This is a genomic window from Allobosea sp. NPDC055594, assembly GCF_053618995.1.
Map to the genome: position 1 here is coordinate 16,216 of NZ_JBSHIO010000004.1, position 26,503 is coordinate 42,718.

20 protein-coding genes are annotated in these 26,503 nt (G+C 67.5%); 7 read left to right on the forward strand and 13 right to left on the reverse strand.

Going from position 1 to position 26,503, the window contains the following annotated elements; genetic code table 11:
- Entirely contained in the window at positions 1–1,329 is a 1,329-nt protein-coding gene (locus ACWGRX_RS09645; RefSeq protein ID WP_452117371.1) for a pyruvate dehydrogenase complex dihydrolipoamide acetyltransferase, read from the forward strand.
- 76 nt (positions 1,330–1,405) lie between these two features.
- Here ACWGRX_RS09645 and ACWGRX_RS09650 read toward each other — a convergent pair whose 3' ends face one another.
- Complete coding sequence (locus tag ACWGRX_RS09650) at positions 1,406–2,386, reverse strand: sugar-binding transcriptional regulator (protein ID WP_452117372.1); 981 nt, start codon at positions 2,384–2,386, stop codon at positions 1,406–1,408.
- Between the two features lie 403 nt (positions 2,387–2,789).
- Between ACWGRX_RS09650 and ACWGRX_RS09655 the strand changes: the two genes are divergently transcribed.
- Complete coding sequence (locus tag ACWGRX_RS09655) at positions 2,790–3,734, forward strand: carbohydrate kinase family protein (RefSeq protein WP_452117373.1); 945 nt, start codon at positions 2,790–2,792, stop codon at positions 3,732–3,734.
- Positions 3,735–3,819: 85 nt separating this feature from the next.
- On the opposite strand, the gene ACWGRX_RS09660 is transcribed toward ACWGRX_RS09655, so the two are convergent.
- The 11 genes from ACWGRX_RS09660 to ACWGRX_RS09710 form a co-directional block, all read right to left on the reverse strand.
- Positions 3,820–5,346, reverse strand: coding sequence for an MBL fold metallo-hydrolase (locus ACWGRX_RS09660; RefSeq protein ID WP_452117374.1), 1,527 nt, complete (start codon positions 5,344–5,346; stop codon positions 3,820–3,822).
- Positions 5,339–9,001 (reverse strand): S8 family serine peptidase, encoded by a 3,663-nt coding sequence (locus ACWGRX_RS09665; protein ID WP_452117375.1) that lies wholly within the window; start codon positions 8,999–9,001, stop codon positions 5,339–5,341. Before ACWGRX_RS09665 ends, ACWGRX_RS09660 begins: the two co-directional genes overlap by 8 nt.
- Before the next feature lie 445 nt (positions 9,002–9,446).
- Entirely contained in the window at positions 9,447–10,238 is a 792-nt protein-coding gene (locus ACWGRX_RS09670; protein ID WP_452117376.1) for a putative hydro-lyase, read from the reverse strand.
- Between the two features lie 22 nt (positions 10,239–10,260).
- Entirely contained in the window at positions 10,261–11,616 is a 1,356-nt protein-coding gene (locus ACWGRX_RS09675) for an amidase (protein ID WP_452117377.1), read from the reverse strand.
- A 4-nt stretch (positions 11,617–11,620) separates the two neighbouring features.
- On the reverse strand, positions 11,621–12,307 hold the full coding sequence (locus ACWGRX_RS09680; RefSeq protein WP_452117378.1) for a DUF2848 domain-containing protein: 687 nt from the start codon (positions 12,305–12,307) through the stop codon (positions 11,621–11,623).
- Between the two features lie 40 nt (positions 12,308–12,347).
- Positions 12,348–13,631, reverse strand: a complete 1,284-nt coding sequence (locus ACWGRX_RS09685; RefSeq protein ID WP_452117379.1) for a TRAP transporter large permease — start codon at positions 13,629–13,631, stop codon at positions 12,348–12,350.
- A complete protein-coding gene (locus tag ACWGRX_RS09690) occupies positions 13,628–14,248 on the reverse strand; it encodes a TRAP transporter small permease subunit (protein WP_452117380.1) in 621 nt (206 codons plus the stop codon). The genes ACWGRX_RS09685 and ACWGRX_RS09690 overlap by 4 nt, the downstream gene beginning before the upstream one ends.
- A 66-nt stretch (positions 14,249–14,314) precedes the next feature.
- A complete protein-coding gene (locus tag ACWGRX_RS09695) occupies positions 14,315–15,355 on the reverse strand; it encodes a TRAP transporter substrate-binding protein (RefSeq protein WP_452117381.1) in 1,041 nt (346 codons plus the stop codon).
- Positions 15,356–15,401: 46 nt separating this feature from the next.
- Positions 15,402–16,556: a M24 family metallopeptidase gene (locus ACWGRX_RS09700; RefSeq protein WP_452117382.1), complete on the reverse strand. Its 1,155-nt coding sequence runs from the start codon at positions 16,554–16,556 to the stop codon at positions 15,402–15,404.
- A gap of 232 nt (positions 16,557–16,788) precedes the next feature.
- Positions 16,789–17,697, reverse strand: a complete 909-nt coding sequence (locus ACWGRX_RS09705) for a LysR family transcriptional regulator (RefSeq protein ID WP_291639702.1) — start codon at positions 17,695–17,697, stop codon at positions 16,789–16,791.
- 125 nt (positions 17,698–17,822) lie between these two features.
- Positions 17,823–19,172, reverse strand: a complete 1,350-nt coding sequence (locus ACWGRX_RS09710) for a sugar porter family MFS transporter (RefSeq protein ID WP_452117383.1) — start codon at positions 19,170–19,172, stop codon at positions 17,823–17,825.
- 135 nt (positions 19,173–19,307) lie between these two features.
- Here ACWGRX_RS09710 and ACWGRX_RS09715 point away from each other — a divergent pair, with 135 nt between their 5' ends.
- The 5 genes from ACWGRX_RS09715 to ACWGRX_RS09735 are packed head-to-tail and all read left to right on the forward strand — an operon-like array spanning position 19,308 to position 25,265.
- Positions 19,308–20,645: a DegT/DnrJ/EryC1/StrS family aminotransferase gene (locus tag ACWGRX_RS09715; RefSeq protein ID WP_452117384.1), complete on the forward strand. Its 1,338-nt coding sequence runs from the start codon at positions 19,308–19,310 to the stop codon at positions 20,643–20,645.
- Positions 20,590–22,053 carry a sugar porter family MFS transporter gene (locus ACWGRX_RS09720; protein ID WP_452117385.1) on the forward strand — a complete coding sequence of 488 codons (1,464 nt, stop codon included), beginning with the start codon at positions 20,590–20,592 and terminating at the stop codon, positions 22,051–22,053. The genes ACWGRX_RS09715 and ACWGRX_RS09720 overlap by 56 nt, the downstream gene beginning before the upstream one ends.
- On the forward strand, positions 22,050–22,418 hold the full coding sequence (locus ACWGRX_RS09725; protein ID WP_452117386.1) for a hypothetical protein: 369 nt from the start codon (positions 22,050–22,052) through the stop codon (positions 22,416–22,418). Before ACWGRX_RS09720 ends, ACWGRX_RS09725 begins: the two co-directional genes overlap by 4 nt.
- Positions 22,405–24,033: a GMC oxidoreductase gene (locus tag ACWGRX_RS09730; RefSeq protein WP_452117387.1), complete on the forward strand. Its 1,629-nt coding sequence runs from the start codon at positions 22,405–22,407 to the stop codon at positions 24,031–24,033. Before ACWGRX_RS09725 ends, ACWGRX_RS09730 begins: the two co-directional genes overlap by 14 nt.
- Before the next feature lie 50 nt (positions 24,034–24,083).
- Positions 24,084–25,265 (forward strand): M23 family metallopeptidase, encoded by a 1,182-nt coding sequence (locus ACWGRX_RS09735; protein ID WP_452117388.1) that lies wholly within the window; start codon positions 24,084–24,086, stop codon positions 25,263–25,265.
- Positions 25,266–25,379: 114 nt separating this feature from the next.
- Here the strand turns inward: ACWGRX_RS09735 and ACWGRX_RS09740 are convergent, their stop codons facing one another.
- Positions 25,380–26,447, reverse strand: coding sequence for a hypothetical protein (locus ACWGRX_RS09740; RefSeq protein ID WP_452117389.1), 1,068 nt, complete (start codon positions 26,445–26,447; stop codon positions 25,380–25,382).
- Between the last annotated feature and the right edge of the window lie 56 nt (positions 26,448–26,503).

Below are 26,503 nucleotides of genomic sequence, written 5' to 3' on the forward strand. Positions count from 1 at the left end.
ATGCCGGTCGAGGTCATCCTCCCCAAGGTCGACATGGACATGGCGACCGGGCGCATCTCGAAATGGTTCTTCGCGGAGGGGGCGAAGGTCGAGAAGGGCGACGTGCTATTCGAGATCGAGACCGACAAGGCGGCGATGGAGATCGATGCGCCGGCGAGCGGCGTGCTGCGCGAGATCACCGGCAAGGAAGGCGTCGACATTGCGGTCGGCGCCGCCGTCGCCTGGATCTATCAGGAGGGCGAAGCCCATGGCGCGGCGGGGGCGCCGGCCTTGGCCGAGATCGCCCAGCCGGCTCAGGCAGCACCGACGGAGGCGGAGCCTGCGGACGCCTTGCCGGGCGCGCCGCCGGCGCCGGCTGCGACCCGCCCGGCCTGTTGCGGTGATGTGCGCGCGACCCCGCTCGCGCGCCGTGTCGCGCGCGAAGCCGGTCTCGACCTGGCCTCGATCGCGGGCTCCGGCCCGCATGGCCGCATCCTCGAAAAGGACGTCACGGCAGCGAAGCTCGCCAGTGCACTTGTTTCCGAGACAAGTGTCCCAACGCCGGCCGCGCCCGCTGCGGCGAAGCCCGCTTCCGCGCCGCTCGCGGCCGGTCCGTCGGACGAGCAGGTCAAGAAGCTGTTCGCTGTGGGATCCTATGAGGAGATCCCGCATGACGGCATGCGCAAGACGATTGCGCGCCGCTTGACCGAGGCCAAGCAGACCATTCCGCACTTCTATGTGACGCTCGATTGCGAGCTCGACGCGCTCTTGAAGCTGCGGGCCGAGCTCAATGCCGCGGCGCCGGAAAAGGACGGCAAGCCGGCCTACAAGCTCTCGGTCAACGACATGGTGATCAAGGCGCTGGCGCTGGCGCTGAAGGCGGTGCCGGACGCCAATGTCAGCTGGACCGAAGGGGCGATGCTGAAGCACAGGCATGCCGATGTCGGCGTCGCCGTCTCGATCCCGGGCGGGCTGATCACCCCGATCATTCGCGATGCCTGCCACAAGACGCTGAGCCAGATCTCCAATGAGATGAAGGATTTCGCGGCCCGCGCCAAGGCGCGCAAGCTGAAGCCCGAGGAATATCAGGGCGGTACCACGGCGGTCTCCAATCTCGGCATGTTCGGGATCAAGGATTTCGCCGCGGTGATCAACCCGCCGCATGCGACCATCCTGGCGGTCGGCGCCGGCGAGCAGCGCGCCGTGGTCAAGGGCGGCCAGCTCGCGGTCGCGACGGTGATGTCGGTGACGCTCTCGACCGACCACCGCGCCGTCGACGGCACGCTCGGGGCCAAGCTGCTCCAGGCCTTCAAGGGCTATATCGAGAAGCCGATGGCGATGCTGGTCTGAACTCGGCGGGCTCGCGGCCCCTGGCGAGCCCCCCGTTGCCCGGAGCGACCGGCCCCGGTGAGGCGAGAAGCGCCCGCTACAGCGGCTCGAGATCGAGCAGTGCCCCTGCCGCCGAGGTGTCGGTGATCAGGACCGAGGCTTTGGTCGCCGCGATGCCGGCCCGGATCGCCTGCGCCTTGCGCTCCCCTCCGGAGGAGATCACGACAGTGCCGACGCCGTGCAGGTCAGCCGGGCTGACAGCCATGACGCGCTGGTTGACCGGGTGATCGACGAGCCGCCCCTCGGCGTCGACGAAATGGCAAAGTACGTCGCCGACGGCCCCGGCTGCCGCCAGGCTCTTCAGCTCGGCCTTGTCGAGAATGCCGCGCCGGAAGATCGAGGCTTCCTCGCCCAGGCTGCCGACGCTGATCAGCGCGATGTCGCTGCGCTGCGCCCTTTCCCGCAGCTCCTGGAACCCGGCGATCGCCCAGAGCTCTCGGGCGAGATCGGAGCTCGGCACGAAGACCGGCGCGGCGATCTGATAGAGCTTGGTCTTGTAGAAATCGGCGAGCCGCCACGACACGGCGGACGGGTTGTCGGCGGTGGCGTTGGTCAACCCACCCAGCAGCGACACAACCGTCATCTCCTCGATCTCGCGCCAGGCGAGCGCCTGCATGCAGACCTTCAGCGTCGCGCCCCAGCCGACGCCGATCGTGGCGCCGGCGAAGAGCTGCTGCGAGATGTACTGGCCGGTGGCATGGCCGACGACGGCGGCGATGCTGGCCTCGCTCTGGGCGCTGGCCGGGACCACCACGACCTGGGTCAGCTTGAGATGGCGTTCGAGCTGACGCTGCAGCGCGAAGATCGATTCGGCCTGCGAATTGATCGAGATATTGACCGTGCCGTCCTCGCGCGCCGCGGCGAGCAGGCGCAGGGCCTTGATCCGGCTCGTGCCGATCTGCTCGGCGACCTGCTCCTGCGTGTGCCCTTCGACGAAATAGAGCCAGGCGGCCTTGAGCTTGAGCTCGTTCTGGTCGGCCTGGAACTTGGTGAGCTTGGGACGCGCGTTCCTGGCCATGGTTTCTCCATTCATGCCGAGCTCGGCTCCTGCCGATTTCGGCGGTTGTCACGTCGGCCCCGTTCCGATCCGCGATGCGGCTAAACGAACCTGTCTTATCGTTCCCCCGCAGTTCCGGAGATGGCGCGCGGTATCAGATCCGACACGTCTCCGGCCTCGCGCCGCAGGCCGGAACGACCTGCCGGAGCAGCACAATTCCGCCTCGTATATATTTGAACATATGATCTTCATATGACATAAAAGTCCGCAACAATCCGTCCGATGCGTCGGGGCGGCGGGCAGGAACGGCCATGCGGATTTCGACTTCCAATGACGGCATCGCCGCTGCTGGCCTTGCCGAAGGCGCATATGCGGCCCGGCATCGCAGTGACGCCCCCTCGATCGCGGCCGCGGATGGCGGCCGATGAAGTACGATTACGCCTCGATCGGCTTCTACACTTTCGATTGTCTCGGCTGGCCATTCGATGCGGTCCCCGATGGCGGCGGCACCTTCTTCCTCGACGAATTGACGCTTGCGGTGTCGGGCGCGGCCGGCACCGCGGCGATCGCGGCCGCCAAGATGGGATTGTCCTGCCTCGCGGTCGGCGGCGTCGGCGATGATCTGATGGGGCATTGGGTGCTGGAGCGCCTGGGCGCGTTCGGCGTCGATATCTCCGGCATGCAGCAGATCGCCGGCGCCAGGACTTCGTCCTCGATCGTCACGACGCGCAGGGACGGCTCGCGCCCCGCTCTGCATATGAAGGGGGCGACGGGCGACTTCTACGTCGCGGATGCAGCGCTCGGGACGGTCTGCGAGGCGCGCATCGTCCATCTCGGCGGCGTCGGCCTGATGGACAAAATGGATCCGGCCCAGAATGCCAGGCTGCTGCAGCGCGCCAAGCAGGCCGGCGCGGTGACCACGGTCGATGTCTTCGCCGGCTCGCCCGAGGATCTGCCGGCGGTGGCACGCGTCCTGCCCCATACCGACTATTTCATGCCCTCGGTCGAGGAGGCCATGGCCCTGACCGGCCGTCGGGACCTGTCCGACATGGCCAGCCAGTTCTTCGACTATGGCACGCGATGCTGCATCTTCACGCTGGGGGCAGAAGGCGCTTCCTATCACCATGCCGATGGGACGAGCTTCCGCGTTCCGGCCTTCGACATTGCGGTCAAATGCACCTGCGGCTGCGGCGATGCGTTCAATGCCGGCATGGCGGTGGCGCTCTGCCGCGAGATGGAGCCGGAGGTCGCGGTGCGCTTCGCCCAGGCGACCTCGGCCCTCAACGCGACCGGCCTCGGCTCGCAGGCGGGCGTCCGCTCCTTCGACCATACCTGGGAGTTCATGAGCACGACGCCTTCGCGCCGATAGCGCGCCTTACGCCCGCTCGCAGCCGGTCGAACGGAGGGACTGCGCGAGCTCGAAGGGCAATTTCGCCGGTTCGCCGCCACCCCGGTCAGGCGATGTCGAATTCGACCCATAGGCCAGCCTTGCAGCGTGCTGCCCGCAGGGAGCCGCTGCCGGCCAATGTCGCGGGGATCGCGCCACTCGCCAGCCAGGGTTCGTCCGCACGCACCACGCGACCGCCCGCGCGCCGCTTGAGCGCGTCGATGATCTCGGTGAACGGCATTTCCTTCCAGCCGATATCCTTGGCATCGCCCTCGTTCACCGGGATGAAGGCCGAGAGGTCGGGATCGTTCATCAGCTCCAGCCCCTTGGCCTTCAAGGTCGCGTTGTGGCTGCCGTGATGCCCGACCTTCAGATAGACGGTGCGCTTCAGCAGGTCCGGCCCAGTGACGGCCCCGTCCTGCCATTCCAGACCCTGCCAGGAAAGCCAGTTGCCGACCTGGGCGTCGCCGACGAACAGCGCGACCCGGCGATCGCCGAACTCGAATGCCAGCACCAGACTGGTATTGTTCACGCCGCGATCCAGCTGCAATGCCAGATCGGCCGAGACGCCGAGCCAGTCGCCGTCGATCCGCCGCCAGGACTGGTCGGCGGCGGGCGCCTGCTTCCCCCGGCCCTGCACCGCCGGCCCGGCATAGTGGGCGTGGAGCAGATCGACCAGCGCAGCGGCTTTGCGATCCGGCAGCTCGGCGGGTTTCGGCGGCTTGGCGCCTCCCGCCAGCGGCAGGATCTCGGCGAGCGGCCAGCCGATTTCAGGATCGAAGGGCGAGCCATCGTCCTCGGCAACGCCGTCGCCGCCGGCCGAGCAGCCCAGCAGGGCCTGCGCCATGCCGCTACCGCCGGCCAGACCGTAGAGCTCGCTGGCGCGCTCCTCCACCCGGATCAGGGCAGGCTCGCGCGGCGGCCCCAGAACATAGACCTTGACGCCGGCGACGCCCGGAAGGGCCAGCGGCCCCTCCCCGGGCTGCCGATAGCTCACCTTGCCCTGCGCCAGATCGCGCGCGGCGTTGCGGGCCCTGCGGACATTGTCGCCCGCAGCGCCGAAATAGAAGCCCATGACCTGGGCGAGGCCCTTGCCGAGTGCGTCGAGATGGGCGCCGGGCCGGCTCAGCCCCGCCAATCTTGCGCCCGCGACCTGCAGGGCCGCCATCGCCCGGCCCTTATATCGGTCGAGCTCGCGCGCCATCGGATCGTTCGGATCCTCCGTCCAGGCGAACCAAACCTCCTCGACATGGATGTCCTTGAACGCCTCGGCCGCGCTGACGAACCCCGACACATGATCCATGTGCTCATGGGTCACCACCAGGAGGTCGATACGCTTGGTCGTCCGGGCGATATCGGCGACCACCTCGCGCATTGTGTCGGCGCCGCCCTTGACGAGGAAATGGACGCCGCAATCGATCAGCACGAAATAGCGACCGCCACCCTCCCGCGGGAAGCTCAGCAGATGGCAATCGCCAATGCCCTGGCAATAATGTCTGACGGTGAAGCCGTGCGCCGCCGAAGCGGCAGCGGCCCCGGAGGCCGAGCCATGGCCCGGCTCGCTTGCTGCGGCCTTCCGCTGCGCCCTAGCCATGGTCGTGCTCCCCACGTTCGGCGTGCATCATGGCGAAGGGCTCGCGGTCCAGGCCGCCGAAATAGAGCGACCGCAGCGATGCCGGCCCGCCCCCGGTCTCCATGCGCATCTGCCCTTCGAGGCGGTGCTGACTGTCGGCGTTCTTGACCACGGCATAGCGAATGACCGGCTTGCCGCCATTGGCATCGAGGATCAGCGTCGCGCCGCTGCGGAACCAGAAGAAGCCGTTAGCCACGTTCTTGCCATCGAAGGGCACGGGGCGACGTTGATGCACGACCGCGACGATGGTGCGCTGCAAAGTGCCATCCGGTCCGATCCGCTGCGCCGGACGAGCGCTGAAGACCTCGAACGTGGTCGCGCTCTTGGCCGGGCTCGCGATCCTGCCATGCGCGTCGAAGCGCGGAAGCTTCGGCTCGAGCCCGAGATCACGACAGGCCTCCGGATCGGCGGCGAAGGCCTGATCCAGCATACGCCAGAGCGTCCAGCGATTATCCTCGTTGGCGAGGACGAGCTCGTGATGGCTCGCGCGCCGCTCCAGGTCGAAATCGATCCCGGCGAACGCCTTCGCCACCCAGGGCGGATCGTTGATCTCGGGCGTGTTCCAGGTCAGGCTCTCGGTGGACACGGTCCGCACGCTGCGCATCGGGATGCCGCGCGCGCGGAAGGCCTCCATGAAGGCGACACGGTATCCGAAGGGATCGTCAGGAACGAGGTCGACATCCGCCGTGATGATCGCGCGCAGATATTCCTCGAAGGTGATGTCGACAGCAGGGCAGTAGTCGAGCGCGCGAATGCACATGCGCAGGACCTGATCGGCGGCCTTGCAGGTCTCGTCGCCGAGCCGATCGACCAGATCCGGATGCAGCGCGCCGGAGGGCAGGATTCCCGAGCCTCCCGTCGCGAGCCGGATGAGATCGGCGGTGCGGCGCTGCACGATCGCGAGGAAGGCGTCGTAGACCGCCAGAACCAGGATCTCGCCGCGGTCGTGCGGCTCCGTCGTCGTGGCGTAGCGCCGTGACCTGGTCTCCTCGCTGAGATAGTTCCGCAAGGCGCCGCCGATGCCGCGCCCCTCGCCGAACTGGGCGGCAAGACCGGCCAGCATGGTCGCAGCATTCAGACGACCGCGCGCCCTTCCGACCTCGAAACGCACGAGCTCGGGAATGGTGAAATGCTGGAAGATCGCGACGATGTCGGCAAAGCCCTCATGGAAGGCCGCGACATCGGGATTGGAATTCTCCTGGAAGCGGCGATGCAGTCCGTCGAGCAAGGCATGCGACATCTCATGCGAAATGATGTCGCTGGACAGGCAGCTGAAGATCATGCTGCCGGGCGCGGTGGCATCGCCCTGTTTCGACGCGGCCGGGAAATAGCCGAACAGCAGCGCCACCTTGTCCGGGCTGTAGTAGGCGTTCGCCGCACGCAGCGCATGGGGATAGATGCGCAGCCGGCGCACCGGCAATTCGCCGACATAGCTGCCATCGGCCTTGCGCCGGCGCAGAGGCGCCCAGAGCGCCCGGCGCCCGAGCGCCTTCTCGAAGGCGCCGATGGTCTTCATGGCGACGGCATAGACCATCTGCTGGTGGAACTTCGGATTGCCCTCGGAAGGGGCCACGCCGTTCTGCGCGAGCAGCCAGGGATGGTTGAGATCGATCGGATCATAGGCCTTGCCGGAAGCCGGGTCGATATCGACGACCTCGAGATACTCCCCGACCGGGCCGGGCCGGAGCGGACCGGGCGCATCCGCGCCGGCCTCGGGATGATCGTCCCAGGGCAGCGTCAGCACGGTCTCGTTGACCGGCAGCGTGTCGAGCCGCTTGGCCATGCTGGGGTCGAGCGCGAAGACGCGAAGCCGGCGCGGCGGCGCGCCCGGTTCGACGATCTTGCGGCGAATGCGGTGGACACGTGCCGGCGCGGCAGCGGGAGCCGCAGCCGCCTTCCGTCCGAGATGCCGCTCCAGCTCGGCCCGCAGGGCCTTGGAGGGATTGCCGGCGTCGAGCGCCGCTTCGAGATAGCGGTTCCTTTCCGCCGGACCGATCGCGTCCACGGGGCGTTCCGGCGAGGGCAGAGCCTGCTCGACCGCCGCGACCTGCTGGGCCATCTGCGTCAGCTCCAGAGCGAACATGGCCCGGCGCCTCTGATCCGCCCCGGCCGCGAGTTCGACGCCGCCCTGACCGAAGAGCAGGCTGAGCCAGGGCCAGCTCGGCTCGGAGGGCGGCAGGCTGGTCAGATCGCCGGCACGCGCCGGCGCGATCGCGAGCGCCGCTTCGGCATTCAGCACGCCCTGGCCGATCTTTTCGAAGGTCTCGGCCGCATCCATGCGCGCGGTGCTCTTGGCGGCCGCTTCGAACAGCGCCTTGCGCGTGGCCTCGATCCGCATCCAGGGCTTCGGATAGGTTTTGACGACCTGCCAATGATGCGCCAGCCAGAGGGCCGCGGCCGCCGCGACCTGCGGCGTCGCCGCCGAAGTGCCGGCGCCGTTCATGTCGACGATCCCGCCGCAATGGATCTGGGCCCAGGGCACGTTCGGCGTATAGGCGCCGATCGCGGTGTCCATCTTCTCGCGCGGCCCGAAATTGCCCTGCATGGTGAAGGGAGAGAGTCCTGTATAGGCGCGCCCGTCGCCCATCACGCCGCAGGCGGCGATGACGCGCTTGTAGCGTGCGGGATAGACGATGGTTTTCGGGCTCGGCGCCCCGGAAATATTGTTGCCGCCGGCAGTGACGAGCAGCAGACCCTCGTCATAGGCGCGATTCACCGCATCGGTCAGCGCCTGCGAGGTCACCCCGCCCATGCTCATCGACAGCACATGCGCGCCATTGCGGCGGGCATGCTCGATGCCCTGCACGATCGTGCCCGTGGTGAAGCGAACGACCCAGTCGGCAATCCGGATCGGGATGACCTCCGCGAGCGGGGCGCCGCCGAGAAAATCCTCGAAGCCCAGAAACCCCGGCGGCTTGTTGATCCGATTGCCGGCCAGAAGCGAAAGCGTGCCGGTCCCGTGGCCGGGATTGGCGAAGGGCGACCCGCCGGGCGGAATCCGGTCGACCGCGTCCTTGGGGTCCTCGCCGGCGACGAAATTCGCCTGCAAGGCCGTCAGCAGATGGCGGGGCAAGGTGACGTGGTCGGGATCGTAGCCCGTGTCGAGATGGGCGATGCGGATCTTCTGCTGCGCCGTCCCGACCTTGTCGCGGGCCCGTCTGAGCCGGCTGAAATCATCGTCGAGATTCCAGGCGGCGCGGCGCGGGACGACGGCCTTGCCGCCGCCGCTGTCCTGGTCGTCGAATGCGCAGAGATTGGCCGCTGCGCCGCGCAGGGCTCCGGCTCGCGCCGCGTCGCCGGGACTCTCGGCAAGCCATTTCTGCTCGATCTCGGGCTCGACGGCCTCGATCTGCGCCGCGGCCGAGGCGGCGAAGCCTGCGGCATTGCCCAATATGGCATGCGCATCGTCCCAGGCGTTATCGGCCGAAACGCCCGCGCCGATCTTGAACCAGGTCGATTGGCCGCTCGCGGCGACGCCTCGCCCCATGGCCGCCGCCGGAACCGTCAGGATCGGCTCGACCACAGGCCCGGCGGCGCCGGCGGCCCCGAAGTGCTGAGCGGCCTGTTTCTGGAAAGCCTTTGCGTCGCCGCGCACCTTGACCAGCAAACCAGCCATGTCGCCCCCCGCGCACAGTGGATTGACCGATAGCAAGCCGATACAGCCGGGACGCGTGACGAGCCTGCCATGCCGAGGCAAGGCGTCCCCGAAGTCCGGGCCATGTCACCGCAGATACAATTTTACGCTTGTTTCGCGCCTTTAATGCAACTCGAAATTGCATATCTTGTCAATCGGCAAAGCGCGCTCGGGCAGGTCCGGATACAAGCAAGGCGATCGGCCCGCATCGCCTCGTGCGCGTCGGGGCCGGAGGCCTGCCGATCGACACTTCGCACGGCAGCGGGCAAGGACCGCGCTGCCAGGCCGTGGTGCGCCGTGATCGCCTGGAGCGCCGGCCGGCCGGCGCCGGCGGAAGCGGGACAGTGCGACGGCGCGCTGCTTCGCCAGGCGGCAGATCCTTGCGCGCGATGCAAGGCGCCCCCGGCGACTCCAGGGGCGCTCGGCCTCAGCCGATAGCGAGCGAGCCGTTCGGCACGTCGGTGACCAGCATATGGCCCGGCGCATGGGTGATGCAGAAATCCGGGCGGATGCTGGCGATCACCGCTTGCGGGGTGACGCCGCAAGCCCAGAAGACCGGGATCTCGCCCGGTCGGATCTCGACCGCGTTGCCGTAATCGGGCTTGGCAATGTCGGCGATGCCGATCTGGGCGGGATCGCCGAGATGGACCGGCGCACCGTGGACCGAGGGGAAGCGCGAGGTGATCTGGACGGCGCGGATCGCATCGGCCGGCTTCAGCGGCCGCATCGAGACGACCAGCGGCCCGGAGAAGCGCCCCGCCGGATTAGTCGGGATCGAGGTGCGGTACATCGGGACATTGCTGCCCTGCTCGATATGCCGGACCGGCAGGCCCGCCGCCAGCATCGCCTCCTCGAAGGAGAAGGAGCAGCCGATCAGGAAGGAGACGAGATCGTCGCGCCAGATATCGCGGATATCGGTCGGCTCGTCGACGAGCTCGCCCTTCTTCCAGACGCGGTAGCGCGACAGGTCGCTGCGGATGTCGAGGTCGTGCCCGAGCACCGGCAGGAACGGGTCGCCGACTTCGGAGACGCCGACCAGCGGACAGGGCTTCGGATTGCGCTGGCAGAACAGAAGGAAATCATAAGCGAGTTCGCGCGGCAGGATGGCGAGATTGGCCTGGACGCAGCCGGGGGCGAGGTTGGCCGTCGGGCCGGTGAAGGCGCCGGAGCGCGCCGCCAGCCTAGCCTGCAAGGAAGCGGAAACAACGGATTGGGTCATCTGAAAAGTCCTTGGGAAACGCTCAGGCGCACGCCGCGGCGAGCGCACGTTCGACGGCCTGGCCAATGGCGAGGACGCGCTGGTCCTGACCACCCGCGGCCGCGAGCATCAGCCCGACGGGCGCCTCGCCCCGGCGATGGCAGGGCAGCGAGAGGGCACAGCCGTCGAGAAAGTTGATCAGGGTCGCATTGCGCAGCACGAGCAGATTGGTCGTGGCGAAGTGGGCATCGTCGGCCTCGAGCTCAGCGAGCTTGGGCGCGATCACCGGCACGGTCGGCATGATCAGCGCGTCGAAAGGCGCGATCCGGGCCTCGACCGCGGCAATCCAGGCGGTGCGGGCTTCGAGCAGGTCGATATAATCGGCTGCCGAAAGCTCCTTGCCGCGCCGGATGCGAACGGAAACGCGCGGGTCGTAGCGATCCCCTTCGCGTTCGATCAATTCGCGATGCCAGTGCCAGGCCTCGGCGGCGGTGAAGCCGCCTCGGGCGTTGATGCCGGCGAGCGCTGAGAACTCGGGAACCGCGATCTCCCTGATCCGGACACCCGCCTGCGAAAGGCTGGCGAGCGCGGCCTTGAAGGCGGCCGCGACGGTCGCGTCCATGGCGTCGAGCGCCAGTGTCGCCGGCACGGCGAGACGCAGGCCCTCCAAGCTCGCCGGTGCGGGGACGTCGGCGCCACTGCCCGACAGGATCGCGTCGAGCATGGCGCAGCAGGCCACGGTGGGCGCGATCGGCCCGACCGAGTCGAGGCTGGTGGAAAGCGGCACGGCGCCCTGGCGCGACACCCGGCGCGCCGTCGGCTTGAAGCCGGTCAGGCCGCAGAAGGCGGCGGGGATGCGGACCGAGCCGCCGGTATCGGTGCCGAGCGCGGCGGCCGCCATGCCATCCGTCACCGAGACGGCGGCGCCTGACGAGGAGCCGCCAGGGATGCGGCCGGTCGCACGGTCGAACGGGTTGAGCGGCGTGCCGTGATGCGGGTTGAGACCGAGGCCGGAGAAGGCAAACTCGGTCATGTTGGTGCGGCCGATGAGGATCGCCCCGGCGGCGACGAGACGCTGCACCGCCGGCGCGTCCTGCTGCGCGGGCGCGGCGCCGTTGAGGGCGACGCTGCCGGCGCGCGTCGTCTCGCCCTTGATGTCGAACAGGTCCTTGACCGAGACCGGCAGCCCTTCGATGGGCGAGCGCGGATAGCCCGCCTGCCGCAGCACGTCCGAAGCGCGGGCGGCGGCGCGCGCCTGCTCCTCATGGAGCGCGGTGAAGACGCGCGCGCCCTCCCCTTCGGGCGCCTTGGCGCGCGATAGGGCTCCCTCGACGAGGGCGAGGGAGGTCGTGCGGCCCTCGTCGAGGGCGGCACGCAGCTCGGCCAGGGACCCGATCATCGGCTCAGGCCACCTCAGGCAGGATTTCGGTGCGGTAGGCGTGCCGGATGGTGCGGCCCAGCACCGGGTCGAACAGTTCCATGCTGAAGCTCGGCGACGGGCGGATGCCGCCGATCGCGCCGACGGTGCCGCAGATCATGCCGACGCCTTCAGGCAGCAGCCGGGCACCGCCGGTGAAGCCGGCGATCAGCTCCAGCGGCGGACGCAGCGCCGCGAGCGGACCTTCCTGATAGAGAACGCGTGCACCGCCCTCCTCGATGAAGGCGCGGATGATCATCTCGTCCCAATGCCCGGCGACATCGGCGAAGCGCCAGGCATTGCGGGCGATCGGCTTGGCGCAGATCTGCTTGGAAAGCGCGACGCCGATCGTCTCGAGCTTGCGGTCGGTATGGTCGGAGGCGAGGCTGACATACATCTCGCCGCCGGCGCTGAAGACGAAGGTCTCGACCTCGCCGGAGCTCTCGGTCGCGACGACCTGGATACGGTCGGCCTGCGTCATCAGGTTTTCGGCGACGCGGTAGTAGAGCGGCACGGAGCTCGGTCGCGGCACGCCGATGGCGGCGAGCTCCTCGATATGATGCTCGATGGCGGCCTGGTCGCGTCCCGCCCAGCCGGCGACCACGAGCTCGGTCAGATTGACCGTCAGCGGCTGCGAGGCACCGCCGGTTTCGATAGCGAAATTCAGTTCCATGATGACCTGTGGAATGGTTCTCGGGGGAAAATGTCCGCGCCTAGCCGAAGACGCGAGGCAGGAAGAGGGCGAGGTCGGGGAAGACCGCCAGCAGGATCATCAGCACCGCCATGGCAGCGACGAAGGGCAGGCTGCCGACGATGACCGCGCCCATCGAGCCGCTCTTGCGCAGGCTCTGCACGACGAACAGGTTCAGCCCGACCGGAGGCGTGATCAGAGCGGCCTCGACCAGCACGATGATCAGGATGCCGAGCCAGATCGGATCGTAGCCGAGCGCGATCATGATCGGCGCGACGATCGGGATCGTCGTGATCATCATGGAGAGCGTCTCCATGAAGCAGCCCAGGATCAGGTAGAAGACCACGATCACGACAAGCATCTGTACCGGCGAGAAGCCGAGCCCGGAGATCGAGCTGGTGATAGCATCGGTGATTCCGGTCGCCGACATCACGAAATTGAGGAAGGCCGCCGCGACGATGATCAGCATGATCATCGCACTCGCCTTCATCGTGCCCTCGACCGCATCGCGCAGCATGGTGAGCGTCAGGCGCCGCGACCAGGCCGCGAGGATGAGCGCTCCGAGCACGCCGAGCGCCGCAGCCTCGGTTGGCGTGGCGAGCCCGGCATAGATCGAGCCGACGACGAGGAAGAAGATGCCGAGCGGCGGCGCGAGATGGACGAGGCTGGCGAAGCGCTCGCCCCAGGTCGCGGTGATCCGGCGCCCGCCCCATTCCGGCTTCGCCACGCAACCTATGACCACGGTCAGCATGAACAGCCCGGCCAGGAGCAGGCCCGGGATGATGCCCGCGAGATAGAGCTTGGGCACCGAAGAATTGGTCAGCACGCCATAGATCACGAGGTTGATCGAAGGCGGGATCAGGATGCCGAGCGTACCGCCCGCGGCCAGGCTGCCGAGGAAGAGCGGCTCGTTGTAGCCGTAGCGCTTGATCTGCGGCAGCGCCACCGTGCCGACCGTCGCGGCGGTCGCGACGCTCGAACCGGAGGTGGCCGCGAACAGAGCCGAGGCGCCGATATTGGCGTGCATCAGCCCGCCAGGCAGCCAGGAGAGCCAGAGGCTCATGGCGCCGTACATGCGCTCGGCGAAACCGGCGCGCAGCAGCACCTCGCCGAGGAGGATGAAGAGCGGTATCGCGACGAGCAGGAACTCGTTGTTGGTGCTCCAGGCGATCTCGCCGATACCGCGCGTCAGCGGCAGCATCGAGAAGGCGGGATCGAGGATCAGGCCGAGCAGACCGAGCGCCGCACCGACCGGAATGGAAAGGCCGATCAGGACCAGCAGCAGGATGAGGGTCGTCGAGATCATGCCGCGTCCCCCTTGACCATGCGCTCGCCGGCAGCCGCCTCTTCGTCGGCTTCCTCCTGGGCTGAACGCACACCGCCTATGGCCTTGACCGTGGCGATGTCGCCGGTGACGAGCGCGACCGAGGAGCGCAGCAGCATCAGGGCGAGCACCACGCACATCGCGACGAGGCCCAGGAACCAGAGCCCCTGCGGAATGGCGAGCGGGGTCGCCAGCGGGGTGTTCGCCCGCGAGCCCTGCACCAGCGAGGCGCCGACCACGTCATAGGCGTAGAAGGTGAGCACGGCCATGAAGACGCCGAGCGCGACCAGCGAAAGCCAGTCGAGCACCGCGGAAAGCCGGACGGGCAGGTACTGGTAGAGAACGTCGACCCGGACATTCGCACGCTGCAGCGTCGCGAAGGCGAAGGACCAGGAGGTCGCGATAGCGAAGGCGTAGCTCGAGAGCTCGTCCGCACCGCCCACGGTCCAGCCGAGGAATTTGCGGATCAGCACATCCACCGAGATCAGGAGAACGCTGGCGATGGTGAGCGCGCCGCCGAACCATACCGCAACGCGCGATATGGTCTCGGCATAGCCGCTCAGGCGCGCCAGTAGGCCAATTGTGGGGGATGGGGTCATGATCTTGCGTTCCACTGGACCTGATCGGATGGAGGCCGGCAGAACGCCGGCCTCCCCGGATCGGCGTTACTTCTTGGCGGCGGTCAGGCCGAGTTCCTTGCCGACGGTGGCATTGAAGCTCGTCACGCAGTCGGCCGAGCAGCGCGCGGCCCATTTGGGCAGGACCTGATCCGCAAGGACCTTCTTGAGCAGCGCCTTGTCGGCATCGCTCGGCGTGACCAGCACCATCTTGCCCTTGACCGGCAGGGTGCAGGTGGCGGCACCGGTGTTGCAGTCATAGCCGAGCTGGGTCTGCTTGGCCGCGGCATCCCAGATGTCGTTCACCAGCGTGTCGATATTGGTGGTGATGAAAGCCTGGACCTTGGGGTCGAGCTTTTCCCAGGCCTTCTGGTTCACGGCATGGATCTGCTGGTTCCAGTTGATCGGCAGGGCCAGCAGATGCGTGGCGACCTCGTACCACTTGGCCGAGTAGCCGGAGAGCGAGCCGGTGATGGCGCAATCCACGACCTTGTTCTGCAGGGCCGGGACGACCTCGCCGAAGGCCATGGTGACGCTGGAGCCGCCGAAGGCCTCGACGAACTCGGCCTGGGTACGGCTGGAAGTGCGGACCTTCTTGCCCTTGAGGTCGGCGAGACCCTTCATATCGGCGTTGCAGAACAGCACTTGCGCCGGATAGGGCGAGATGCCGAGCAGGCGGACCTTTGAGCCCTCGCCATAGAACTTGGCATAGGCGGGCTCGAAGGCCTTGGTGATGGCGCGGGCGGTCTTCACGTCGGGAGCGAGACCGGCGAGGTCGATCGCCTCGTTGATCGGGTTGTCGCTGGCGAAATAGGACAGCGTCGCGGTGCCGAATTCGACGACGCCCTGCGACATCAGGCGCAGGAGCTCAGGCCCCTTCAGGCCCATCTCGTTGAAGCCCTTGATCTCGGCCGTCACCTGGCCCTTGGACTTTTCGGGGATCGTCTTGGTCCAGAAGGGCTGCTCATAGTCCTGATAGGCGGTCAGGTTGCTGAGGCCGCCGACGATCTTGAGATTGGTCTTCGGCAGGTCCTGGGCGCTGGCGGCCGTGGCGGCGAGCAGAGCCGCGGCAATCACGACTGGTTTCATCGGTCGTTCCCCTTGCTTAGGTTGGTGGACGGGTGAAGCGAGAAATTCACGGCCAGACCGCGCAAGCGCGCGGAAAACGCAGCAGGCATTCGGGCCCTTCGGGCGTGACGAGAACCATCTCGCCGAGCGCCGCGCCGCCCAGGCCGGGCAGGAAGATGTTCGGATGGAGTTCGAACAGCATGCCGCCGGCGAGCTCGATCCCATGATCCGTCGCCGGGGGAGCTGCGCGGTCGAAATGCTGGCGGAAGGCCTCGGTCAGGAGCGGTTCCTCATAGGAGAAGCCGAGACCGTGGCCGCCGCGGAAGCGGACCATGTCCGGATGGGCCGCCAGCAGAGTGCCGTCGCGCAGGCGCGCTTCCATGGCGGCCTCGACACCGGCCAGCGGCAGGCCGGGGCGCAGCGCCGCCATCCCGGCGACGAGCATCGCCTCGACCTGCGCCGCGAGATCGGCGTGCTCCGGCTTCTGCGGGCCGATGCTGCCCATCCTGATGCCGTGCCCCCAATGTCCGTCGAGGGTCAGCGCGACCCCGAGCAGAACCTGGTCGCCGGGCTCGGGAATGCGCTCGGTCTCCTCGCGCCAGTAGCGACAATAATCCGCTTCCGGCGCGATAGTGAGCCAAGTGCGGCAGTATTCGGCGCCATTGCGGCGCGCCTGTGTCTCGAGGTCGAGCTGGATCTGCCAGGCCGGGCGGCGGCTGGAGAGCTCCTTGCCGAGCGCAGTGAAGAGCTCGTCGCAGAGTGCGGCGGCGGCCCGGTGCCGGCGCAGTTGCGCCTCGTCCTTGACCAGCCGCAGGCGCGAAAGCTCCAGATCGAGCGAAGGATCACGCCCGGGACGCACGCCGACCATCGCGTCATGGATACGCAGCGGCATTTCGGCGAAGCCGATCGTGCCCACAGCCTCGCCCGACGGCAGCAGCGTCGCCAGCACGGCCCCCCAGCCATCGGGGCGGACATCGTGGATGACGAGATCCCGCCGAAGCTGACGGGCGAGCGGCAGCATGAACGGGCTGCCGACGAGGAGATGCGTCCGGTCCGGGGTTATAACGAGAAGTGATGGGCTCTCGCGGCTATCCCAGCCGCTGAGGAAGCGCAGCGCGCCATGCGAGGCGGTTCCTGCCCCGAGAGCGCTGCCATGGCCGAAAACCACGACCGCCCCGAGGGCGCGCTGCCGCGCCAGGGCAAATAACGCGTCGCGTCGCACGGCAAACAGCTCAGCGCCTGTCGTTGGGGAAGGAACGATCATTGGATGAATGTCAAACCGGCATCGCAGGCAGGGCCCGCGCATAATGCGTCGCCGGCCGGAATCTGGCCTTTCGATGGATCATGACGACTTCCCCTCTGCTGCGGCTTTACAGCCGTCTTGCCGCATCATTGCAGGGCATCGGGGCGGTTTCTGTCCAATTGTATGTTTGGAAGGGGGGTATAAGGCAGATTTATGCCTGGCTGCGCGCGACGCGGTCGCGTGCTGCGACCTGCTGCGCCATCCGGGCGATGATGCGGGCCGGGTAGCTGTCGGGACCGTCGATCCAGCTCGCCATGAAAATCAGGTCGGGCAGCGGATCGGCCTCGACGTCGAGCAGGCGCAGCTCGCCGCTTTCCAACTCCTTGCCGAGGAAGACCGGTGTGATCACGGCGGAGCCGATACCGTCGAGCACCATGCGCACCACCATCGAGAGCGAGGCGCTGCCATACATGCGCGGCGTCGAGATGCCGACGCGCATCAGCATGTCGCGCACCTGCCGATAAGGCGCGCTGTTCGAGGCATAGGTGATGATCGGCAGGGTCGCGACCTCGGCGAGCGGCACCGGACCGGGACCGAGATCGACCGAGGATTTCACCACCCAGGCGAGCGGATAGGTGCAGAGCGGCAAATTCTCCACCCGCGCCTCGAGCACGGGCCCGAGCAGGAAGGCGAGGTCGATCTGCCGCGCCATCAGATGGGATTGCAGGATATGCGAGCTGTCGACCTCGATCTCGAGCACGATCGCGGGATAGGCGACATGCACCTCCTCGATCAGCTTCGGCAGCCAGGTCTGGACGATCGTCTCGGCGACGCCGATGCGCAGCATGCCGCTCATCGTGGTCTGGTCACGTGCGGCCTGCATCATGTCGCGCCGGACCTGCATCATCCGCTCGGCATGGGTGAGCAGTTCATGCCCCTTGGCCGTCAACGTCACCCCGCGCGCATCGCGCTCGAACAGGCGCACGCCGAGCGCCGCCTCCAGCGACGCTATGCGCTGCGAGACGGCGGGCTGGGTGGTGCCGAGCTTTTCCGAGGCGGCGCGCAAGCTGCCAAGCGCCGCCGCCCAGAAGAAGGTCTCGATATTGCGCAGGTCGATCATGCCGCGATGATGGACGCGGCGCCGCCGCAATCCAACCGAAAACCCGGGCTTTTCCGCGCCGAAGAGCCCGCGGTTGCAGCCTTGGTTTCGGAGCCGGTACGGTCCGGGCCGGCAAGGTTACGACCTCAGCCGCCGATCTGCCGCAGGGGCCGGCCGGCGAGCACCGCCGCCTCGATCTCCTCGAGCCGGACACCACGCGTCTCCGGCGTGAAGGCGAGGCAGAAGCCGAGCGAGAGCAGGCAGACCACCAGGAACAGCCCGATCGCCCCCGAGAGGCCGATCGCGGCTACGAGCGACAGGAAAGTGAAGGCGATCAGCGCGTTGAACAGCCAGCTCGTCGCCGAGGCCATGGCGATGCCGGCTTCGCGGATCGCCGTCGGGAACAGCTCCGACATCAGCACATAGGGCAGCGGGCCGAGGCTGAGGGCGAAGGCCGCTATGAAGACGGCGAGCCCGGCCAGGCCGATCCAGGGCCAGCCGAGCTGGGAGGCAACGATGACCGCGGCGAGTCCGATCGACATCGCGGCCGAGCCGAAGATCAACAGCGGCCGGCGGCCCAATCTGTCGACCATGGCGATAGCGGCGATCGTCGCCAGCACGTTGACCAGGCCAAGGCCGAAGGTCGCGGCCAGGGCCGCGGTTCCGGCCGAGAAGCCGAGCTCCTGGAAAATGCGAGGCGCATAATAGAGGATGCCGTCGATGCCGCTCAGATTCTGCAGCACGAAGAGGGTGCTGCAGAGCACGAGCACCGCAGCGGTGCTGCCGCGCCGGAACGGGGCACCGCCGCCGGCCGCGGCGGTGGCGACCGGCATCTCCTGCCACTCATCGGAGAGGCCGAGCGCACGCGCCGCCCGCTGCACCGCAGCCGGATCGCCGCGCACCGCCAGCCAGCGCGGACTTTCCGGCAGAGCCAGGATCGCCAGCAGAACGAGGCCCAGGGGGAGGATGCCGGCGCCGAGCAGGAGCTGCCAGGGCACGGACGCGGCAAAGGCGAGCGTGGCCCCGTAGGCGCCGAGGATGCCGAGCGTGATGGCGAGCTGGAACATCGAGACCACGGCGCCGCGCCGCTGCGCCGGCGTCGTCTCGGCCGCGTACATCGGCACCACCATCGAGATCAGGCCGATGCAAAGCCCGGCAAGGCTGCGCCCGAGCAGCAATCCGGCGAGTCCGAGCCCAGCCAGGATCAGCGTATAGCCGAGCCCGCCGAGCGCGGCCGCCAGCATGATCGTCCGCTTCCGGCCCCAGCCTGCCGAGATCGGGCCGGCACCGGCGGCACCCAGAAAGCAGCCCAGCACCAGGACACCAACGACGAATTGCTCTCCGGTTTCGGAAAGTTCAAATTTATTCTTTATAATATCCAAAACACCAGCAACAGATGCTATTCCGAATCCGAACGTGAATCCGCCCGATACAATTAGAATCAAAATCAATACAATTGGCTCAATAGACCTATCGATCCAAAATTTTCTAATCATTTCTGATTTTTTCCAAACATAAATGACAGCCTTGCCAGTCAAATTCATGTTACAAACTGTATCGGCCAGATCAACATTTGCGGAAGGCAATGCTCAGGCCACCCGAAGCCGATGAGTTTCTGACAGGAGAACCGCATGACCGATCTGGCCGAAACGGGATCGCGGATTGGTCAGGAGCGGGCCAATCGGCTCGCCATCGACGGCGGCGCCCCGGTCCGACGCGAGCCGCTCCCCTGGGAGCTGCCGGGCGTGCACTGGATCGGCGAAGAAGAGCGCGAGCTGGTCGACCGCGTCGTACGGGCGCGCAGCCCGTTCCGCTTCTACGGCCCCGACCCGCAGCACATGGTCGAGACGCTGGAACGGGAATGGTGCGAGGCCTTCGGGCATCGCAACGCCCTCGGCGTGTCGTCGGGCACGGCTGCCCTGACGATCGCCCTGTCGGCGCTCGGAGTCGGCCCCGGCGACGAGGTCTTCGTCCCCGGCTATCTCTGGGTGAGCTGCCTCTCGGCGGTGGTGCGGACCGGCGCCATTCCCCGCCTGGTCGACATCGACGAGACCTTCTGCATCGATCCCGAAGATCTCAAGCGCAAGATCGGGCCCCATAGCCGCGCCGTGCTGTGCGTCCATATGAGCGGCGCGCCGGGCCGGATCGCCGAGATCGCCGAAATCTGCCGCGCCCATGGGCTCGGCCTGGTCGAGGATTGCGCCCAGGCGGCGGGGGCCTCGGTCGGCGGGCGAGCGGTGGGACGCTTCGGCGATATCGGCATCTTCAGCTTCCAGCTGAACAAGAACATGACCTCGGGCGATGGCGGAATGCTCGTCGCCGAGGATGACGCGCTGTTCCGGCGCATCGTGGCGCTGCACGATCTCGGCTATCCCCGCAACGAGAAGGGCCGGCTCGACTCCTCCGATGAGAACTGCCAGCTCTGGGGCATGGGCGCGCGCATGTCGGAGCTCGCCGGCGCCATGGCGCTGGCACAGATGCGCAAGCTGCCGCGGATCACCGGCGCGATGCGGGCCTCGAAATGGCGCATCCGCGCGCAGCTGGCCGATCTGCCCGGACTCGACTTCCGCCATATCCCGGATCCGGCCGGCGATACCGGGCCGTTCCTGCTGATGCTGCTGCCCGATGCCGCCCTGGCGCGGCGCTTCGTCGAGGCGCTGCGCGCCGAGGGCATCGCCGGTCCGCCGGGCAGCCTCGCCTGCATCACCATGCAGGAATGGGGCATGCACTGGTATTTCAATGTTCCGAGCCTGGTGCAGCGCCGCTCCAACAGCCGCGACGGCTTCCCCTGGACGCATCCCGCCAACGCCTTCGCGAAGGATTATGACTACAGCATGGGGGCCTTGCCGCGCTGCGACGAGTTCCAGGCGCGCGGCGCCCTGCTCGCCATCGGCTCGACCCTGACCGAGGCCGATGAAAGCGACATCGTCACCGCCTTCCGCAAGGTGGCGAACGGCCTGCTGCGCTGAGGCGCGCCAACTCACGTCACGCAAGGCGCAGATGATGATCTACTTCATAGCCGCTATCGCCGGCATCGCAGGGTTCCTGTTCGGCTTCGACGAGGGTGTCATCGCCGGCGCGCTGCATCTGCTGCGCGGGGAATTCACCATCAACCCGTTCGACGAGGGGTTGATGACGGCCGCCGTCCCGCTCGGCGCCCTGGGTGGGGCGCTGCTGGCGGGACGGACCACCGAAACCTATGGTCGCCGCGCCCTGCTGCTGGTCGCCGGCGTGCTTTTCGCGGCAGGAGCGCTGCTCTCGGCCGCAGCCGGTGCGGTCTGGATCCTGACGGCCTCGCGCCTGCTGCTGGGTCTTGCTGTCGGCATCGCCGCGATGGTGGCGCCGCTCTACATTTCCGAAAGCGCGCCTGCCGAGAAGCGCGGCATGCTGGTCTCGATCTATCAGCTGGCGATCACGCTCGGCATTCTCGGCGCCTATCTCGTCGGCTTCGCGTTTTCCGAGTCCTGGCGGCTGATGTTCGTGATGGGCGTGTTGCCGGCGCTCGCCTTGCTCGTCGGGATGTATCGCATGGGCGATACGCCGCGCTGGCTCGCCTTGCAGGGCCGCACCGAGGAGGCGCGCCTGGCGATCGCGCGGATTCGCGAGCTCGCGCCGCATGATCCGGCGGTCGATGCGGAACTCGCGAGCATACGCCAGGCAGCGCAGCAACGGACCCGGCCCGGCACCTGGGGCGATCTGCTCAGCCCGACGGTACGGCCGGCGCTGGTGGTCGGCATGGGGCTGTTCTTCCTGCAGCAGCTCAGCGGCATCAACGCCGTGATCTACTACGCGCCGACGGTGTTCAAGGAGGCCGGCTTCAACTCGACCTCGACCCAGATCCTGGCGACCGTCGGCATCGGCGTGGTCAATGTCGGGATGACCTTCGTCGGCATGTATCTGATCGACCGGATCGGCCGGCGGCGCCTGCTCTTCATCGGCTTCGCCGGAACCGCCCTCAGCCTTGGCATGATCGCGCTCGCTGCGGCCACCGCCTCGGAATCGCTGGATATCCTCGCGACCATCGGGCTGGTGCTCTATATCGCCGCCTTCGCCGCCAGCATCGGCCCCCTGCCCTGGGTGATGATGTCAGAAATCTTCCCGCTCAAGGTGCGCAGCCTCGGCATGAGCGTGACCTCGCTCGCCAATTGGGGCTTCAACTTCCTGGTCGTGTTCTCCTTCCCGATATTGGTCAGCAGCATCGGGCTCGGCGGCGTTTTCGCGGTCTATGCGCTGGTCTGCGCCGCCGGGCTGGTCTTCACCTATCTGCTCGTGCCTGAAACCAGCGGTGTCTCGCTCGAGGAGATCGAGCGGCATCTGGAATCGGGGCAGCCGTTCCGGACGCTCGACGCCGCGCCGGTCCGGGTCGCGACGGCATGAGCCAGATGCAGCCCATTCTCGAAGCCGAGCCGTCGGGAGCTCCGTCCGCCGGCAGCACGGCCGTTCCACAGGACTGCGAGCGACTTGTCGCGGCGCTGATCGAACTCAGCCCCTATCGCACGGTACTGCGGCCGCTCCTGAACGATATCTCGCGGATCGGCCGGGCCAACCGGCAGATCAGCGCAGCACTGACCATCGTCGAACTGCGCGCCGACTTCGCCCATACGGGCCGACTGCGCCGCGCCGATCTCGGCCCCGAGCGGACCGCGCTGCTCGGTTTCCTCGAATATATCCGCTTCGCCTCGCCGGATTTCTTGCGCTCAGTCGGGGAATGGCCCGTGGGAGGCATGCGTGACCGAGGCTGAATTCTGCGATGTCGTGGTCGTCGGCACCGGGGCCGGCGGCGGCATTCTCGCCCACAAACTCGCCAGATCAGGCTTGCGCACCATCTCGCTCGAACATGGCGCGATGCTGCCGGAGGACCATTTCCGGACGACGATACCGCCCGGCGTGACCCGGGATTTCGGCATTGACCCGAGCACGACCTGGCCCAGCGATCCGCATGACAGCCTGTTCGTCCATCCGCTTTTCGCCGATGGCAAGGTCGGCTCGACGGCGCGTCCCAAGGACGGTTTCCGCCATTTCCAAGTGCTCGCCGTCAACGGATTGCAAAACCTCTGGAATGGCGTCAGCGTCCGCTTCTCGGCGGAGGATTTCAGATTCTGGCCGTTCTCCTATGCCGATCTGGCACCGCATTACGGCGCGGTCGAGCGCCTGATCGCCGTCTGCGGCACGAAAGAGGGGCTTCCGAACCTGCCGGACGGCGATTATCTGCCGCCGAAGCCGCTGCGCCCGGCCGACCGGTTGATCGTCGACGCCGTGAATTCGCTGAAGGACGGGCACTCCCACGCGATCCCGAACCGCAAGGCGATCAACACCAAGGCGGGAACACCGACATCCTGCATCTCGACGGGAATGTGCACCTCGGGCTGCCCGGTCGGTGCGGTCTACAAATTCTCGACACGGCTGCTGCCGCAGATCGCCGACCTGCCGAACTATGAGTTGCGGACGCAGGCGAAGGTGGTCCGCCTGCTTCGCGACGGCGACAGCCGGCGGATCGAGGGGGTCGAGTATATCGATCTCGCGACCGGAGACCGGAGACGCTTGCGCGCCGGCATCGTCGTGCTGGCCGCCGGAGCGCTCGAGACGCCGCGCATCCTGTTCAACTCAGCCGACGAGGCGGATCCCACCGGCCTCGGCAACCGGCATGAGCGGGTCGGGGCGGGCCTGCAGGACAATCCCAAGGTCGTGCTCTCGACCTCGCTGCTGAAGCTCTGGGGCAAGCGGCGCGATTACGATCTCGGCTATGGCGACCTGCTGATCCTCTTGTCGCAGGGCAGGCTGTCCGATGGCGCGCCCTTCCCCTTCATCGGCCACGCGATCCACAGCGCGCCCGACGTGCCGCATTACCTGACCGGCATGCGTCACTTCCCGCCCTTCCTGAAGGAGCGGTTCGCCCGGATGATGTTCCACAGCTATGTCACGCTCGGCCTGTTCTGCCAGGGCGAGGCGACGCCGGGGAACCGGGTGCGCCCCGGCCGGAGCTTCGATGCCTATGACGTCCGGCAGGTCGAGGTCGATTTCACGATTCCCGCCACGAGCCACCAGATGATGGACGCGATGACGGTCTGGGGCCGGCGCGTGCTCCGCCGGGCTTCCGCCACGATCATCTATGCCAGCCGCGACAACAGCGGCACCGGCATCCACTATGCCGGCACCACCGCCATCTCGCAGGACCCACGCCAGGGCGTCGTCGATGCCGACCTGAAATGCCACGAGTTCGACAATCTCTATGTCTGCGATGGCGGCGTCATTCCCGAGCTGCCCGACAAGCATCTGACCCTGACCATCATGGCACTGGCCGACCGGCTCGGCGGTCATCTCGTCGAGACCGTGCGGCAGCAGGCGGTCGCGGCCTGACGGCGCGGCGACGTGGCAATTCAGAACGGGGGCGTGCGATGAGCGGGTTAATGAGAACGCTGCTCGCCCTGACCGTTGGCTTCGCGCTCGGCTCGCCGCTGGGGCACGCACCGCGCGCCGAGACACCGGCAGCCCCTGCCGCAGTAAAGCCGACGGCGCTGGTCGGCGAGGTCCTGTTCCCGCCGAGGCCCGTGCTCGGCTCGGATGGTCTCCAGCACCTAGTCTACGAGCTGCAGCTCTCGAATGTAACGGCCGAGCGGGTGCAGCTGAAGCGGATCGGCATTTTCGGCGATGACGACAAGGAGCCGCTCGCGGTCCTTGACGGCACGGAGATCGCGCGGCGTTTCTCTCCGGCGGGCCGGCGGGGCAACGAGTCGGCGGAGCTCGGCGGCTACCAATACGGCATCGGCTTCCTGCATGTCGCGCTGCCGGTCGGACGCACGGTTCCACAGCGCCTGCGGCACGAGGTCGAGGCATGGTTCGACCAGTTCAAGGCCGATGCCACGATGCAGTTCGGCCCGGTCGCCCTGGCCAGTTCGGCACCGCCAGTCCTCGGACCGCCGCTGCGCGGCGACGGCTATATCGCCGGGGATGGCTGCTGCGACTCGACACGGCATGTTCGCGCCCTGCTGCCGCTCAATGGCGGCTTTCGCCTGGCGCAGCGCTTCGCCATCGACTGGGAGAAGCTCGGCGCCGACGGACGCCTGGTCAAGGGCGACCGGAAGCAGGTTGGCAATTATCACATCTATGGTGAGCCCATTCTGGCGGTGGCCGACGGCACCATCGTCGATACGCGGAACGATCTTCCCGACCAGGTTCCCGGAGCGCTGCCCGACGGGCTGCCGATCAGCGAGGCCGACGGGAATTTTGCCGTGCTCGACATCGGCGGCGCCTTCGTGCTCTACGCCCATATGAAGCCGGGCAGCGTCCGGGTCAGAACCGGCGACAGGGTCCGGCGTGGCGATGTGATCGGCGAGGTCGGCAACACCGGCAACAGCTCGGAGCCGCATCTGCACCTGCATGTCATGGACGGACCGTCTCCGCTGCTCGCCGACGGCCTACCCTATGTCTTCGACGCCTTCACGGTGAAGGCGATCGATCGCGCCGGCACCGCTGATTTCGACCGGGCCGCCGAGACGGGTTCGCCGGTCAGCCTGACACCGCTCGTCCCGCCGCTCGCGATCCGGAACGCGCTGCCGCTCGACCTCAGCGTCGTCGAATGGGGACAGTGAGGCAGCGCCGGCGCGTTTGTCGGCCGGCGGCCTTGCCAGCGACCTATCGCATCGGCAACCGGCATCGCCTGAAAGGCCAGGACGGCCGGGCAACCCGGTGCATCGCGCGCGCCCTCAATGCCAGGACGGCAGCGTCTGCAGAGCCTCGTCCGGAGCGAGCCTGTCGAGCATCAGCTCAAGGGGCCCGAGGTCCTTGTGGCTCGCCTCGCAGAGGCTGGCGGAAGAGGAACTGCCGAGAAAGTCGACGATGCCGCTCCCGAGCACCGCCCTTTCGGCGTCGTCACGATAGCCAAGTATCGCCAGTTCGTTTTCGACCTGCCCTCCCTCGGCGGCGATGTAGCCGGTACGCGCGACCAGATCCGCGGCCCGGCTCGCCGGCGCCCGCAGCAGAAGAATGCGGGAGGCGGTGGCGCGGGCATCGGGATCGTGCACGGCCGCGCCGCTGAGAACACCGCCGATGAGATTGGCCGGCGGGGTCGGCACGTTCAGGGCCAGAAAGAACAGCCGATGTGTGTAGGAGCAGGTCAGTGCGCTCTGTGCGGCGCGGCCATCGCTGAGCAATTGCCCGCTCATCAGAACCTGGCGGTTGAACAGGTTCTCGCTGTAATTGATCTGCAGTTGCCGCATTGAATCGGCGTGAACCGTCACCTGACCGACGATCAGCCGGCCGGCCTGAACACGTGACCAGGCCGGCGAGATCGCGAGATAGGCGCCCTCCAGCCAATGCCCGCCGGGCTGCTGCCCGCTTCGCCGGGCCGAGGGCGCCGCGCCGGCGGCCTGTACCGGCGCGGCTGGCAACCCGGCCTCGGCCCGCAGTTCCGTGAGCACGGTTTCCGGAACCGCGAAATGGGCGCTGAGCGCGTCCTGAAACTCGTCGAAAGAGGATGAGGCGAGAAATGGCGCGGCCAGCATGCCGCCGAGCACACGCGCCCAATCCTCATAGACGCTGGAGGCGCGCGGCATCGCCTTGCCACTGAGCCATTTATAGGCGTTCTGCGGCACGAACAATGTCGCCCGGTTGCTCGCGGCGAAGCGGGCGCAGAGCTCCTTGCTGGTCGAGCAGCCCAGTACCACGGAGGTCAACCGCAGCTTCAGCGCGAGGTGCAGCGAAGCCTCGGCGAGCGGCGGCTGGCGATCATTGTCGGCCGGCAGCGGCACGCCATCCAGTCTCGATTGTTTCACCGCGCCCCCCCGCCCCCTGACATTGCTCTCCTGAAAGACCGCTGTGGCGGCCCCGG

What these genes read in the sequence shown, in the direction of transcription:
- ACWGRX_RS09655 (WP_452117373.1), top strand. Translation starts at nt 2,790, where the DNA reads ATGAAGTACGATTACGCCTCGATCGGCTTCTACACTTTCGATTGTCTC.
- ACWGRX_RS09670 (WP_452117376.1), bottom strand. Translation starts at nt 10,238, where the DNA reads ATGACCCAATCCGTTGTTTCCGCTTCCTTGCAGGCTAGGCTGGCGGCG.
- ACWGRX_RS09725 (WP_452117386.1), top strand. Translation starts at nt 22,050, where the DNA reads ATGAGCCAGATGCAGCCCATTCTCGAAGCCGAGCCGTCGGGAGCTCCG.
- ACWGRX_RS09675 (WP_452117377.1), bottom strand. Translation starts at nt 11,616, where the DNA reads ATGATCGGGTCCCTGGCCGAGCTGCGTGCCGCCCTCGACGAGGGCCGC.
- ACWGRX_RS09685 (WP_452117379.1), bottom strand. Translation starts at nt 13,631, where the DNA reads ATGATCTCGACGACCCTCATCCTGCTGCTGGTCCTGATCGGCCTTTCC.
- ACWGRX_RS09695 (WP_452117381.1), bottom strand. Translation starts at nt 15,355, where the DNA reads ATGAAACCAGTCGTGATTGCCGCGGCTCTGCTCGCCGCCACGGCCGCC.
- ACWGRX_RS09665 (WP_452117375.1), bottom strand. Translation starts at nt 9,001, where the DNA reads ATGGCTGGTTTGCTGGTCAAGGTGCGCGGCGACGCAAAGGCTTTCCAG.
- ACWGRX_RS09715 (WP_452117384.1), top strand. Translation starts at nt 19,308, where the DNA reads ATGACCGATCTGGCCGAAACGGGATCGCGGATTGGTCAGGAGCGGGCC.
- ACWGRX_RS09660 (WP_452117374.1), bottom strand. Translation starts at nt 5,346, where the DNA reads ATGGCTAGGGCGCAGCGGAAGGCCGCAGCAAGCGAGCCGGGCCATGGC.
- ACWGRX_RS09710 (WP_452117383.1), bottom strand. Translation starts at nt 19,172, where the DNA reads ATGATTAGAAAATTTTGGATCGATAGGTCTATTGAGCCAATTGTATTG.
- ACWGRX_RS09690 (WP_452117380.1), bottom strand. Translation starts at nt 14,248, where the DNA reads ATGACCCCATCCCCCACAATTGGCCTACTGGCGCGCCTGAGCGGCTAT.
- ACWGRX_RS09720 (WP_452117385.1), top strand. Translation starts at nt 20,590, where the DNA reads ATGAAAGCGACATCGTCACCGCCTTCCGCAAGGTGGCGAACGGCCTGC.
- ACWGRX_RS09645 (WP_452117371.1), top strand. Translation starts at nt 1, where the DNA reads ATGCCGGTCGAGGTCATCCTCCCCAAGGTCGACATGGACATGGCGACC.
- ACWGRX_RS09650 (WP_452117372.1), bottom strand. Translation starts at nt 2,386, where the DNA reads ATGGCCAGGAACGCGCGTCCCAAGCTCACCAAGTTCCAGGCCGACCAG.
- ACWGRX_RS09680 (WP_452117378.1), bottom strand. Translation starts at nt 12,307, where the DNA reads ATGGAACTGAATTTCGCTATCGAAACCGGCGGTGCCTCGCAGCCGCTG.
- ACWGRX_RS09735 (WP_452117388.1), top strand. Translation starts at nt 24,084, where the DNA reads ATGAGAACGCTGCTCGCCCTGACCGTTGGCTTCGCGCTCGGCTCGCCG.
- ACWGRX_RS09705 (WP_291639702.1), bottom strand. Translation starts at nt 17,697, where the DNA reads ATGATCGACCTGCGCAATATCGAGACCTTCTTCTGGGCGGCGGCGCTT.